This window comes from Coriobacterium glomerans PW2, from assembly GCF_000195315.1.
GTDB classification, from domain to species: domain Bacteria; phylum Actinomycetota; class Coriobacteriia; order Coriobacteriales; family Coriobacteriaceae; genus Coriobacterium; species Coriobacterium glomerans.
In genome coordinates, this window is record NC_015389.1 from 358,094 (window position 1) to 371,598 (window position 13,505).

Sequence of the window (13,505 nt, forward strand, 5' to 3'; positions counted from 1 at the left end):
CAACTTCAAATTGACCGTCTATAGAATTACATATGTAATTATAACTGCATTCAATATAGTGAAATTGATATATCAGTTTTCACCAAGAAAGGACAGACTTCATGCCCCGCACCATCTGCAATCCACTTGATCTCCCGTACCGCTATCAGATCAAGATCGCCCCCGGAAAGCAGGCGGAATGGATATTTCGCGAGGGGGCGGACCCCACGATCATTCGGTGGCGCGACCGATTTCTCCTGTTCGCCTCGATGAGCGGAGGATTCTGGCATTCTCGGGACCTGATGAGCTGGGAGTTCAAGGCGACTCCGGAGCTGCCGATCCACGATTACGCACCCGACGTCCGCGAGATCGACGGCTCGGTGGTGTTCTGCGCAAGTCATCGCGATAGCCTGTGCACCTTCTACCGCAGCGAGGATCCGATCTCCGAGACCTTCGAGCCGATCGCGCAGACGATGGAGTTCTGGGACCCCGATCTGTTCCAAGATGACGACGGCAAGCTCTATCTCTACTGGGGCTGCTCATCGACGGAGCCGATCTTCGGCGTCGAGCTCGATCGGCAGACCTTCAAGCCGCTCGGAAGCCCCATCCCGCTCATCGACAGAGACGAGAGCCGCTTGGGCTGGGAGCGCAAGGGAGAGAACAACCATGTAGGCGAGCCGAAAAATGCCATGGAGGCCGCGATCCTGGCGCATACCGGAAACAGGCCGTTCATCGAGGGCGCCTATATGACGAAGTGGAACGGTCGCTACTACCTTCAGTTTGCGGCACCGGGCACCGAGTGCAACGTCTACGCCGATGGCGTCTATATCGGACGCTCGCCTCTCGGTCCTTTCGAGTATCAGGCATGGAACCCCTTTTCAAGCAATCCGGGCGGCTTCATGCAGGCAGCCGGGCACGGCAGCACGTTTCAGGATTTCTACGGCAACTGGTGGCACGCCTCGACCATGCGCATATCGGTCAACGAGAACTTCGAGCGTCGCATCGGCGTGTTCCCCTGCGAATTCGACGAGGACGGCTTACTCCATTGCGACCAGCGCTTCGCCTGTCATCCCCAGGTGATGCCGAAGAAGCGCCGCGCCCTTGATCAGGTTGAGACGCCTTGGATGCTGCTGAGCGCGCTGGGGCGGGCGGACGCCTCGAGCCAAGAGGACGGGTTTTCAGCGGAAAATGCGATCTCGGAGGACTGCCGGTGCTGGTGGGCCGCAAAGCTCGACGATGCCGATCCCTGGGTCCAGATTGATCTTGGCCGGCTCGCCGAGGTTCATGCGATCCAGGTCAACCTAGCCGATCATAAGCTTCCTGATTCCGGAATCGAGGAGCGTGAGCTTGTCGATTCGGGAGCCTACTTCAAGCGCATCATCATCACCGAAGATCAACCTACCCGCTTTCTGCTCGAGACCTCCGAGGACGGTTCGGCTTGGTGTCCGGTTGCAGATACCCGTGACGGCAGGTCGGATCGGCCGCATGCCTATTTCGAGCTCTCCGAGCCACGCCGTATCCGCTATGTCAGGTTGTCCGGTATCAAAGCGCCCATGGGGGGACGCGCCGCCGTCAGCGGGCTGCGCATATTCGGCTGCGAGGACGGAAGCGAGCCGGACACCGTGCGAAGCGTTCGCTCTCAAAGGACTGAGGGGGGACTCTCCGCAGAGCTGAGCTGGGACGAGGCGGCCGGTGCCGCCGGTTACGTCGTCCGGTATGGCACGGATCCGAAAAAGCTGTACGGCAGCTGGCAGCTGAGCGCTCAGAGCAGCACGAATCTGACGCTGAGCACGCTGGATGCCGACAAGCGCTACTGGGCCGCGGTTGACAGCTTCGGGCCGTGCGGCGTCGTCCAAGGCGAGCCGTTTCCCATCGGCGATGCAGCGGATGAGAGCCCAAAGAGCTCCCAAGCCCAGTGCGATTCGACAGACTGACGACAGAGTGCCTGCGCACGCAGGCTTGAGACAAAGGAGACGCCCATGATCGAACAGGACCTGAACGATGCGTTGATCTGGATCGAGCGGCCCTACGAAGAAGGTGCCGTGGAGCTGCTCGAGCAGATCGTGCCGGATGTGGAGCCGACGCGCGCGACGCTGACCATAACCGCGCTCGGACTCTATGAGGCCTCGATCGACGGTGCGAAGGTGGGCGAGGCCATGCTGGCGCCGGGCTACACGTATTACCCGCATGATCTTCGCTACCAGAGCTACGATGTGACGAGCATGCTGCATCCGGGGTCCCATCTTTGCGTCCTCCTTGCGCAGGGATGGTACTGCGGCCGCTTCGGCTGCGACAACAAGACGCAGCTCTACGGATCTGCTCCGTCGGTGGCATGGCTGCTCGACATCGAGGGCGAGGATGGCTCGGTGCATCGTCTCACCTCGGCGGACGATTCGGTGAGAGCGAAGGTGAGCCCATATGACTACGCCGGCCTCTACGACGGGGAGATCTACTGGGCCGAGGGCGCGTCCGAGAAGCGGCCGCAGACGCCCGAAGTCGTTCAGCCCTCCCGCAGCGCGTGCCATCTGCCTGACAACCTCGTTGCGAGCCGCACTGAGGTGAGGCTGCATGAGACCATCGACCCGATCAGCGTTACCGAGCATGGTCAGGTGACGATTCTGGACTTCGGTCAGAATATGGCGGCTGTCATCGAGATCGATCCCACGCTCGTTTCCAGCGACTGCATCACGATTCGCCATGGCGAGATCCTAGATGAGGATGGGAATCTGTATACGCGCAATCTGCGTCGCGCGAAGGCGACCATCGTCTATCACAAGGGGAGCGAGCATGAGATCTGGCGGCCCCGGTTTACCTATATGGGATTTCGCTTCGTCGAGCTCAGCGGCTCTGCCTACCGTCCCGGAATGCTGCGTGCCCGGCCGATTCACACCTCGATGGATCAGACGGGCCGCTTCTCAAGCGGACATGAAGGTCTCAATCGCCTGTATATGAATCAGATCTGGAGCCAGCGGTCGAACTACGTGGGCATCCCGACCGATTGCCCCCAGCGTGACGAGCGACAGGGATACACGGGAGACGCGCACGTCTTCGCGCTCACGGCATCCTACAACTATGATGTTCGCGCGTTCATGAATGAGTTTCTCTGCGACATCCGCATGACCCAGCTTGATAACTCCGAGGGCTATGTCGGCCCGATCGCGCCGGCTACCGGCCCGACTGGCGTGGGGTTCATCACCATGCAGGGCTGGGGCAGCGCGGACACGATCATCCCTTGGATGCTGTACGAGCAGTATGGTGACGATTCCGCTTTGAGGATGCAGTATCCGAGCATGCTCGCGCACACCGATTGCGAGCTGGCCCATGCCGGAGAAGGCGGTCTGTGGCTCGCTCCGAATCTCGGGGATTGGCTGGCCCCCGGCGTGGATGTCGCTTGGGCGGCCCAGCATAGCGCCCCGGTCTCCAATGCGTTTCTGATTCGCGATCTCGATCTTACCGCACGAGCGGCGAGATATCTAGGAAACTCGGCAGATGCAAAGCGACTTGAGGCGGCCGCCGCTCGCTGCAGGGCAGCATATCGCGACTCCTTCCTGACGCCTGACGGCCGCATGACCGATGGATATCAGGGTGCTCTGGTTCTGGCCCTCAACTATGTCATCGAGCAAGGTCCCGCATGGGAGGCAACATTCTCGCAGCTTGTCGAAGATGTTGAGACCCACGGACTTCGCACCGGCTTCTTCTCCACTGAGCACCTGCTCGGATTGCTGGCTGACAACGGTGAGGCGAGGCTTGCGTATGACCTGCTGCTGCAGGATGGCTGCCCGGGATGGATGTACCAAGTGAGAAAGGGGGCGACAACCATCTGGGAGCGCTGGGACGCGATTCGCCCCGATGGTTCGGTCAATGAGGATCAGACCTCTGAGCAGTCCAGTGAAAACATGGTCTCCTTCAATCATTATGCGTTCGGCAGCGTCGGCGCGTTTTTGTACCGCCACATCTTGGGAATCGCTCCGATCGAGCCGGGCTACCGTCGCGTGCGGATCGAGCCGCGCGTCGACAGACGTCTGGGACATGCCCAAGGGGAATTCCGATCGGTCGCCGGAGACATCCGCGTCAGCTGGGACCTCGAGCGATCCGAGGCGACGCTCGATGTCGAGCTGCCGGTTTCAGGTGAGGTGCTTGTTCCTGACGGTTCGCGGCACGCGGTCGGCGCCGGGTCGCATCATTTCACGTTCGAGTTCGAACCTGCAGATCGGTTGCAGTGAAGCGTCTTCGATGATGACACGGCTGGTGTATGAACCGAAGCGAAAGGCTACCGTTCGCCGATCCTGAACCGCCGTTTAGGGAGAGCAATTAAAAGTTACATATGATACTTTAAGATACTGATATATCAATTTTGGATCATGAAATCTACCACTGGTCCCGTTTGGACCACAAGGAAAGCGCATTGATTCTCAGAGGGAATCGAAATCAGAGAAGGGAACCAGTATGACTCAAGCAGCTGTCGTCACACCCGAACAACACGACGAGGTCTCCTATCGGCGTGCGAAGACATGGCAGATAGCCCTGTCTCAGATGTCATCGGGCATGACCATGACCTTCTACGTGCTGGTCGGTCTTTTGAGCTACGTCGCCAACGAGAACTACGGGATCGCTCTGGGGCTCGCCGGGCTGATCCTCACCGCGTCGCGCGTCCTCGACGGGTTTCTCAATCCGATACTCGCCCTCGTCATGGATCGAGTGAACACCAAGCACGGAAAGATCCGCCTGTTCATGATAGCAGGATGGACGATTCGCTCGATTGCGGCGCTGCTGCTGTTCGTTTGGAGCAGCGGCGGCGGCGTCATCCTGTTCGTGGCACTCTATCTGATCTATATCGTCGGCAATGTGTCTTGCGATATCGCGTCTATTATGATTCAGCCGGTCATTACCAACGATCCGCGGCAGCGACCCGTTGTGGGCGTGTGGAGCACAGCGTACTCCTATGTGGTCCCGCTGCTGCTCACGGTGGTATCCAATGTCATCATCCTGCCGATGTTCGGCAATCGCTACACATCCGAGATGCTCGCTGCTGTTGCGCTATTCTACGTCCCGCTGTCCTTTGTGTTTCTCGCGCTCAGCTGCATTGCGATCAAAGACGTGGACGTTCCCGAGAATTTCGAGGGATTTTCCGCCGCCGGCGAAAAGGTTCGTCCCAGGGATATGTGGCACCTCATCAAGGACAACAGGCCGTTTCAGATGTATATCATTCATTGCGTCTCCGCAAAGCTGTCCCAGCAGACCATGAGCCAGGCGATAGTGGGAACGGTCGTCTTTGGGATCCTCGTCGGCAACATCCAGCTCAGCACGATCGTCTCCGGAATCTCATCGCTGCCTCAGATCATCTTCGCGATCATCGCCGCCCGGTACTGCGGCAAGCTCGGAAGCCGCAGGGTCGCCATCGCCTCCATGGTCGTCGGCATCATCTTATCGGTTGCGGCTATAGCCTACTGCTCGGTTATCGACATGCGCCTGATCTCGACCTCGACGATTCCCATGGTGATCTTCTTCGCGCTGCTTCTGTTTCTCGGGGCGGCAAAGATGTGCGTGACCACGGCGGATACCGCTATGCGATCGGATGTGGTCGATTACGAGCTCATTCGATCTGGAAAATATCTTCCCGGCGTGGTGACGGCGACCTATAACTTCATCGATCAGTTCGTCTCCTCGCTGGGCATCACCATCGCCGCGTTCGGTGTGAGCATGGTTGGCTTCGCGGCGGCGGCACCGCAGCCCACGGACGCGCCCACGCCGGAGATCAAAGTGATGGGTCTGTTTCTCTATTTCGTGATTCCCGCTCTTGCATGGGTCATCGGGCTGATCTCGATGAAATGCTATCACCTCACGCGTGAGAAGATGGTGGAGATCCAGGTGAACATCGCAGATAAAAAGGCGGAGCTAGCACAGAATCCCTCCAAGCAACCGCTCTAGAGATACGGAAGATGCGAGAAATATGCAATTCGGACCCGAGCGTCGCGTTCACGCGGCGGTGAGATGAGGATCAATGCGTACGATGACAGTGCTCTCCCGAGATTGGACGTTTGTCAAACAGGCAGCCGATGCCGAGGAGGCAGCGCGTCTGCCTGGAGAGAGCGTCGAGGTGCCGCACACATGGAACGCGACGGACGGTCAAGATGGCGGCAACGATTACCACCGGGGAACCTGCTGGTACGTTCGTCAGCTGGACAAGCCGACCGACCTCGGTGATCGTCGCGTGTGGCTGGAGTTTCGCGGCGCGGCGATGAGCGCTGCGGTCTTTCTCAATAAGGAGCTGCTGTGCGAGCACGCGGGAGGCTATTCCACCTTTCGCGTCGATCTGACCGATCATCTGCTGGCGCACAACACGATCGCCGTGAGCGTAGACAACACGGAGAACGATCGCGTATACCCCCAGACGGCCGATTTCACATTCTACGGCGGCCTGTATCGGCCGGTGCTGATGCTGGTCGTGCCCGCCTGCCATTTCGCGCTGGGACCCGATGGAGGTCCGGGAATCCACATCACCACTAACGTGGATCCCCATCTCCGGCACGCCACCGTGGAGGCGCAGGCATGGATCGAAGGCGACGCCTCCGAAGTGATCTTCACGATAAATGAAACGCGCCGCGCCGCGGCGGTGGTCGACGGACATGCATCCGCTACGTTTGAGATGGATCATATCCGTCTTTGGGATGGTCTGAGAGATCCGTTTCTCTATGATGCCACGGCGTCGTTGGCATCAGGCGATGAGGTCGCCTGCCGGTTCGGTCTGCGAAGCTTCGAGATCGATCCATCGCGAGGCTTCCTGCTCAATGGCAGACCCTATCCTTTGCGAGGAGTGTCGCGCCATCAGGATCGATGGGGAGTCGGAACGGCGATCAGCGACAGGATGATGCGTGAGGACATGGACATCATCCGAGAGCTAGGTGCCACCACCGTGCGCCTCGCGCACTACCAGCACGCTCAGGAGTTCTACGATCTGTGCGACGAGTGCGGTATCGTCGTATGGGCGGAGATCCCCTACATCACCATGCAACTGAGCGATGGCCGAGCCAACATGCTGAGCCAGATGCGCGAGCTGGTCGTGCAGTCGTACAATCATCCCTCGATCGCGGTATGGGGCCTCTCCAATGAGATCACCGCGGCGACTCCGGTGGATGATGCTCTGCTGAAGAACCATCGAGATCTCAATGATCTGTGCCATGCGCTCGATCCGTCCCGTCTCACGACGATGGCAAACGTATTCATGCTCGAAACCGATAGCGAACTGCTATCCATACCGGATGTGAACAGCTACAACCTGTATTTCGGATGGTATCTGGGGGAGCTGGAGCAAAACGACTCGTTCCTCGATGACTTCCACGAGGCGCATCCGGATATGCCGCTCGGACTTTCGGAGTATGGGGCCGATGCCAATCCGGACATCCAAAGCGCCCATCCAGAAAAGGGAGATTACTCGGAGTCCTATCAATGCATCTACCACGAGCACATGCTTGAAATGATTCAGAGCAGGCCATGGCTGTGGGCCACGCACGTCTGGAATCTGTTCGATTTCGGTGCGGACGGCAGAGATGAGGGAGGGAAACACGGGCAGAACCAAAAGGGCTTGGTCACATTCGACCGCTCGCTTAAGAAGGACGCCTTCTATCTGTACCGTGCCGCTTGGAACAAAAAAGACCCCTTCGTTCACCTTTGCGGGTCGCGATATGTCGATCGCGCAGAGGATGTCACGGAAGTCAAAGTCTATTCAAACTGCTCAGAGGTGTCGCTTTTCGTTGACGGCGCGCTGCTTGGCACGCAGAGAGGCGCCACGGTCTTCCGCTTTCAGGTGCCGATCACCGGCGAGCATCTCATCGAGAGCAAATCCGGCGCATGCTGCGATGCGATACAGGTGCGCAAGGTCGACGCTCCCAATCCGCGGTACTCGCTGAGCTGCGAGCGCGCGGTGAGCAACTGGTTCGATCGCGAGCAGGTCGATCCCGATTTCTACTCGGTCGTGGACACGTTCGGAGATCTGCGGAAAAATGACAAGGCAAAGGCAGTTATCGATCGAACCATGAAAGAAGCCGCGGCGTCAAGAGGCGATGTGGCGACGAGGGTGCAGGACAATCCGGCACTTCAACGCATGATGGAGCGCATGACGTTTCTGAGCCTGTTGAAGCAGGGCGGCGCAGACGAGCAGAGCGTACAGCAGCTCAACCGCGTTTTGCAGTCCATACCCAAGTAGATAGCGGATTTATACATTTCGTCATCGGAGGAGATCAGCATGCTGCCAGATGGATTTCTGATCGGAGCGGCGACCGCCGCGCATCAGGTCGAGGGAAACAACGTGCACAGCGACCTTTGGGCTCTGGAGCAGATGGAGCACAGCAGCTATGTCGAGCCCTCGCTCGACGCTATGGATCATTACCGACGCTATGCCGAGGATATCGCTCTTCTCGGATCAGCAGGGCTCGACGCTTATCGATTCTCTCTGGAATGGGCTCGCATCGAGCCTGTGGAGGGGCAATTCGACGATGGGGCGATCGAGCATTACCGCGACGTCATCCGATGCTGCAAGACGCACGGCGTCGAGCCGATTGTGACCCTGATGCATTTCTCCAGCCCGTTTTGGCTGACCGAACATGGCGGCTGGGAGAGCGATGATACGCCCAGGCGCTTCGAGCGCTATGTGGAGAAGATCGTATCCGCACTTGGAGATGACCTCGGCTATGTGTGCACCATCAACGAGGCAAACATCGGATTTCAGATCGCCCGAATAACAGAGCTCTTCAAACGACAGGCTCAAGCTGCGCAGGTGAAGGCGGCCAGTCATGACGTGTCCGGATCTGCTGCGGAAAGCAATTTGCAGATGGGAATGAACCTGCAAAAGATGCTAGAGGTACGACAGCTGCAGGAAAAGGAGTGCGAGCAGGTATTCGGTTGCGCCGTCCCGCAGACGTTCACAAGCGCCCGCTCAAAGCACGGGGACGAGATCGTGATGGAGTCACATGAGAGGGCGCGTCGTATCATCCGTCGGGTCGCTCCGCATGTTCGAGTCGGTCTTACGCTGAGCCTGCACGATATCGTAGCGTTGCCGGGAGGGGAGCAGCTCGCTCACAAGGAGTGGGACGAGGAATATCTGCACTATCTCCCGGTGATCGAGGCCGACGACTTTCTGGGAGTTCAAAACTACACGCGCTCCCTCGTCGGCCCCGACGGAGATCAACCGGCCCCCGAGGGCGCGGAGCTGACCCAAGCGGGATATGAATTTTGCCCGCAGGCGTTGGAAGGCGTGATTCGATCGGTTGCCGAGAACTTCTCAGCGGAGCTTATGGTCACAGAAAACGGGATAGCGACCGATGACGACAGCCGACGTGTTGCGTTCATTTCCGAGGCGCTTTCCGGTGTCGATCGGTGCTGCGCAGATGGCATTCCTGTGAGCGGATACATGCATTGGAGCCTGATGGATAACTTCGAATGGCAGCTCGGCTTTGCCATGCACTTCGGTCTTGTGCACGTTGATCGCGAAACCCAGTGTCGAGTGCCCAAGCCGAGTCTCGAGCATCTCGGTTCATTCGCCAAAAGGGACCATTGAGTCGAAGCGGAAGTCGCGAGCTTTTGAGCAGGGTGAGCCGTTCTAGCGCTCGCCCTGCTCGCGAACACCGCGCCCTGCCGGCTGCGCAAGCGTTGAGAGCACCTCGCTCGCGTCATGCGACACGCGCAACACGGCATCGGTCATCTCTGCGATATCTCGGCTCATGTCTTGCATGATCCAGACAAACGCCAACGAGTAGACCCCGCCTGTTATGAATGCGGTGAAATCTCCGACAGCCTGTTCCCCTGCGCTTCTTTTTCGGTCATCTACGGGAGCGATTCCCATGGAATGCTGCGTCGCCAAAATCCACAGATGGCCGAAAAGCGCTGCGAGCAGATGATTCTCCCGAAGCAGGTCGAACAGCTGGTGATGACGTTGCATAGCTTGAAAAAACCTGTAGATGAGCTGTCTTCGATCCGGACTGCTCGCAATCGATCCTTCGAGCTCATCGCTGATATCGCGAAATATCGCCGCGGCATAAAAGCCGCACACATCCTCTGTCGCATCGAAGTGCCGGTAAAATGTCGGGCGCGAAACGCCGGCCCGCTCACATATGAGCTTGATCGTCACCTCTGCAAAAGGGAGCTCTTTCAGAAGTTCGATCAGAGCATCTCCGATAGCCTGTTGGGCAACTTTGTTTCGTTTTGACGAATAGAGGCGATATGCCACGGTGACTCCTTAGAGAGCTGATCGATCTTCTGATTTCGGCAGCGCAAGGGCCGGCCATCAAGCGCTGAAGTACGTATCGAACGTTTTCACGACATGTTTTCGCTCTTCGATCATCATATGCAGGTGCTGTGATATAAGGAAGCCCACCTCTGTCGTTTGCCTCGCGACGATCGCCTCGCGAAGCGCATGGTGCTCTTTCAAGATGGCTTCCCATTCCAAGCCCTTGGTTTGAACGCGAAGCAAGCGAAAACGTTCGAGATCGGCGTTGGTGGCGCTCAGCCAGGTCCAGACCGGTGTGCGTCCCGCTATGTCGAAAAGGGTCTGATGCATGAGGTTGTCAGTGGCGAAGAAGTCGTTGTAGCTGTGACGCTCGCGCGCACGCTCCTGAAGGCGGATCGTGCGATCAATCAGCCTGACATCGGCTGTTGTCGCGATCGCGCAGCACTCGATCGCGACTTCGCGTTCGAGATGCTCGCGGACGAACCGGGCATTTTCAGCACGGTCGAGATCGATCGTCGTCACATATGTGCCGCTCTGCGGCATGATGCGGACGAGGCCCTCCTGTTGAAGCCGAACCAAAGACTCGCGCACCGGGGTTCGTCCCATGTTCAGATGATCGCTCAGATCCTTGAGGATCAGTTTCTCTCCGGGTTTGTACTCCAAGCGGATGATGCTGCTGCGGATGGCTTGAAATGCCTGCTCCTGAAGTTTGGACAACGGCTCTTTCTGCAATGAATTCCCCCAAGTCTGATTCGAAGATTTACGTGCCATTCTACAGCAAAAATGTCATGAATCAGGCATCTGGTCAGCTTGATTGAAACTCAGTTGGTTGGGTGACTCCACACGCGGTCTGTGGAGACGCCTAAGGCGAGCTCGCCGGCTGAAACTCTTTCACGCAGATAGAAGAGGGGTTGCCTATTCTATATTTTTGACAGATATGTCAGTTTATCTAAACATTAATGATGTTATAAGTTGACATATAGGTGGTTGTAAAGCTATTATCTGAGTAACAGAAAGGGGGAGATATGTCTACTCTCAAAGAGGTACGCAAAGCGCGCGGGCTGACACAGAAAGATGTTGCAGATCACCTCGGAATATCTCGGCAAACCTATTCAGGATATGAAAATGAGCAGGATAGGATGACCATTGGGCAAGCCAAGTCCGTCTGCGCCATGCTCAAATGCGAGATCATCGAGGTCTTCGCTCCTGCAGGAGCGGACAAGAACTAGATAGGCATGAGATCCTAACATTGATGTCAGTATCTCAAACTCATCAGTGTTTGTTCCTCCATGGGAGATCGTGTTTACTCCTACCATAGTATGTGTTGTTCGATGCCTTGAAGGCTTTTATCGAGCTGGGCGTCTTTCAAAAAGCTCATGCTGATCGGATCAAGAGCCGCAGGAGATCTCATCTTCGCGATCCGGTTGTCCATGGTCGAGTCTTCTTCGCGAACCGCAGCAGATATGATTGAAACTCTGCTGAAAAAGATCTTCACTGATAGTAAGACGATAGACGGATGCGGCTCGTTTCCGTATGGATCCATCGACCGATTCACGCGCGAGCGCCGAGCACGCTCGCGGTGCGCGTGCCTCCTCGCTACATATCGCTGATCTGTCGCTGTGAATAGTCTTGGATGGACAGTCGGTTTTAAGAAAAAGGCACCGAGCCTATCGCTCGGTGCCTGTAATAATGCTGCAGCAGCGCCTTCGCGCGTTTGCGAGTTCTAACGAACCTGTGCCACGAAGACCACGTTGGTGGAGGTGATGCGATCCTCCAAGGTGACCGAGGTCTTGGGATCGCCGGCGGTGACGACGGTGACATCGTCCTTGCGCAGATAGCCGCGCTCCTTGGCCGCCTCGACCGCAGCGGTGATGGTCTCGCTGGCATTCATCTGCGTGATCGACGCGAGATAGGGATCGACGCCCCAGTACATGATCATCTGCTGAACGGCCCAGTCGTGGCGCGAGAAGGCGACGATGGGGATGTTCGGGCGGAAGTGCGAGATGAGGCGCGCCGTGCGGCCGGTGGTCGTGGGCAGTGTGATGCACCTGGCACCGACGGTGGTCGCCATGTTGACGGCCGACAGACCGACGACGTTGTTGATCACGCGCGTGCCGTGACTGTGCTCGGGCACCTTGAGCTCGGCATGTGCGGACAGGAACTTTTCGGTCTCAATCGCGATACTCGCCTGCATCCGCACGGCCTCGACGGGGTATTTGCCCGCAGCCGACTCACCGGAGAGCATGACGGCATCTGTGCCGTCATAGATCGCGTTGGCGACGTCGGCCACCTCGGCGCGGGTGGGTCGGGGATTGCGGATCATCGAGTCGAGCATCTGCGTGGCGGTGATAACCGGCTTGTAGACCGCATTGCACTTCGCAATGATCTCCTTTTGGATATGCGGCACGAGCTGTGGTTCGATCTCGATGCCCAGATCCCCGCGGGCGACCATGATGCCGTTGGACTCCTTCAGGATCTCATCGAAGTTCTCCACGCCCAGGGCGCTCTCGATCTTCGGGAAGATGCCGACATGCTCGCCGCCGTTGGCATCGCACAGCTCGCGGATCTCGCGCACGGCCTTGCCATCGCGGATGAACGAGGCCGCGATGTAGTCGATGCCCTCGTTCAGACCGAACAGGATGTCCTCATGATCGCGCTCGGTGATCGCGGGGAGGTTGATCTCGACATTGGGGACGTTGACGCCCTTGCGCTCGCCGATCTCACCGTTGTTCTTGACCACGCAGTGGATGTCCTGGCCGTCGATGCTCTCGACCTCGAGGCCGACGATGCCGTCATCGATCAGGATCATCGATCCCGGTTTGACCTCATTGGGCAGATTCATGTGGTCGAGCGAGATGTGAGAAGCGTCACCGAGGTTCTGCTCGGTGGTGGGAGCGGCGGTCACGATGATCTTGTCGCCGGTCTTGACGGAGATCTTCTGATGATCCTTGAGCAGCCCGGTGCGAATCTCTGGCCCCTTTGTGTCGAGCAGGATGCCGATCGGCTGGTTGAGTTCGCGCGAGAGCCGGCGAACGCGTTCGATGCGCTCGTGGTGCTCTTCGTAGGAGCCGTGAGAGAAGTTGAAGCGGGCGACGTTCATGCCCGCCTTGATCATGTCGCGAAGGATATCGTCGTCGTCGCAGGCGGGACCCATCGTGCATACGATTTTTGTCCGTTTGTACATGCAAACCTCCATTTTTATTACTCTTCGCATCCAATCATACATGGGACATATTATAGGCGAACAATCCTGCCGTATGTCGGTCAATATCGACCGTATGCCGATTCAACAGACCGTGCGGTC

Annotated in this window: 10 protein-coding genes; 6 read left to right on the forward strand and 4 right to left on the reverse strand. The window is 57.9% G+C overall.

The window, feature by feature from the left end; genetic code table 11:
- The first annotated feature begins 101 nt into the window (after positions 1-101).
- The 5 genes from CORGL_RS01600 to CORGL_RS01620 all read left to right on the forward strand — a co-directional run bounded on the left by CORGL_RS01600 (position 102) and on the right by CORGL_RS01620 (position 9,532).
- Positions 102-1,913 (forward strand): family 43 glycosylhydrolase, encoded by a 1,812-nt coding sequence (locus CORGL_RS01600; RefSeq protein ID WP_013708176.1) that lies wholly within the window; start codon positions 102-104, stop codon positions 1,911-1,913.
- A 45-nt stretch (positions 1,914-1,958) separates the two neighbouring features.
- On the forward strand, positions 1,959-4,202 hold the full coding sequence (locus tag CORGL_RS01605) for an alpha-L-rhamnosidase (protein ID WP_013708177.1): 2,244 nt from the start codon (positions 1,959-1,961) through the stop codon (positions 4,200-4,202).
- Positions 4,203-4,425: 223 nt separating this feature from the next.
- Positions 4,426-5,907, forward strand: coding sequence for an MFS transporter (locus CORGL_RS01610; protein ID WP_013708178.1), 1,482 nt, complete (start codon positions 4,426-4,428; stop codon positions 5,905-5,907).
- Positions 5,908-5,980: 73 nt separating this feature from the next.
- Positions 5,981-8,182, forward strand: a complete 2,202-nt coding sequence (locus CORGL_RS01615; RefSeq protein ID WP_013708179.1) for a glycoside hydrolase family 2 protein — start codon at positions 5,981-5,983, stop codon at positions 8,180-8,182.
- Between the two features lie 39 nt (positions 8,183-8,221).
- On the forward strand, positions 8,222-9,532 hold the full coding sequence (locus CORGL_RS01620) for a glycoside hydrolase family 1 protein (protein ID WP_013708180.1): 1,311 nt from the start codon (positions 8,222-8,224) through the stop codon (positions 9,530-9,532).
- Positions 9,533-9,574: 42 nt separating this feature from the next.
- Here CORGL_RS01620 and CORGL_RS10165 read toward each other — a convergent pair whose 3' ends face one another.
- Together CORGL_RS10165 and CORGL_RS01630 are read right to left on the reverse strand one after the other, a co-directional pair.
- On the reverse strand, positions 9,575-10,201 hold the full coding sequence (locus CORGL_RS10165) for a TetR/AcrR family transcriptional regulator (RefSeq protein ID WP_013708181.1): 627 nt from the start codon (positions 10,199-10,201) through the stop codon (positions 9,575-9,577).
- A gap of 57 nt (positions 10,202-10,258) precedes the next feature.
- Complete coding sequence (locus CORGL_RS01630) at positions 10,259-10,918, reverse strand: GntR family transcriptional regulator (RefSeq protein ID WP_216476091.1); 660 nt, start codon at positions 10,916-10,918, stop codon at positions 10,259-10,261.
- A 308-nt stretch (positions 10,919-11,226) separates the two neighbouring features.
- On the opposite strand from CORGL_RS01630, the gene CORGL_RS01635 reads away from it, so the two are divergent.
- Positions 11,227-11,430 carry a helix-turn-helix transcriptional regulator gene (locus CORGL_RS01635; RefSeq protein ID WP_013708183.1) on the forward strand — a complete coding sequence of 68 codons (204 nt, stop codon included), beginning with the start codon at positions 11,227-11,229 and terminating at the stop codon, positions 11,428-11,430.
- 80 nt (positions 11,431-11,510) lie between these two features.
- Here CORGL_RS01635 and CORGL_RS09910 read toward each other — a convergent pair whose 3' ends face one another.
- Positions 11,511-11,744, reverse strand: coding sequence for a hypothetical protein (locus CORGL_RS09910; protein WP_172633510.1), 234 nt, complete (start codon positions 11,742-11,744; stop codon positions 11,511-11,513).
- Between the two features lie 180 nt (positions 11,745-11,924).
- Positions 11,925-13,385, reverse strand: a complete 1,461-nt coding sequence (gene pyk, locus CORGL_RS01640) for a pyruvate kinase (RefSeq protein ID WP_013708184.1) — start codon at positions 13,383-13,385, stop codon at positions 11,925-11,927.
- Between the last annotated feature and the right edge of the window lie 120 nt (positions 13,386-13,505).

Bases quoted from the DNA above. Each gene is read 5' to 3' on its own strand.
- CORGL_RS09910 (WP_172633510.1), bottom strand. From the start codon at position 11,744: ATGGATCCATACGGAAACGAGCCGCATCCGTCTATCGTCTTACTATCA.
- CORGL_RS01600 (WP_013708176.1), top strand. From the start codon at position 102: ATGCCCCGCACCATCTGCAATCCACTTGATCTCCCGTACCGCTATCAG.
- CORGL_RS01610 (WP_013708178.1), top strand. From the start codon at position 4,426: ATGACTCAAGCAGCTGTCGTCACACCCGAACAACACGACGAGGTCTCC.
- CORGL_RS01635 (WP_013708183.1), top strand. From the start codon at position 11,227: ATGTCTACTCTCAAAGAGGTACGCAAAGCGCGCGGGCTGACACAGAAA.
- CORGL_RS01615 (WP_013708179.1), top strand. From the start codon at position 5,981: ATGCGTACGATGACAGTGCTCTCCCGAGATTGGACGTTTGTCAAACAG.
- CORGL_RS01620 (WP_013708180.1), top strand. From the start codon at position 8,222: ATGCTGCCAGATGGATTTCTGATCGGAGCGGCGACCGCCGCGCATCAG.
- CORGL_RS01605 (WP_013708177.1), top strand. From the start codon at position 1,959: ATGATCGAACAGGACCTGAACGATGCGTTGATCTGGATCGAGCGGCCC.
- pyk (WP_013708184.1), bottom strand. From the start codon at position 13,385: ATGTACAAACGGACAAAAATCGTATGCACGATGGGTCCCGCCTGCGAC.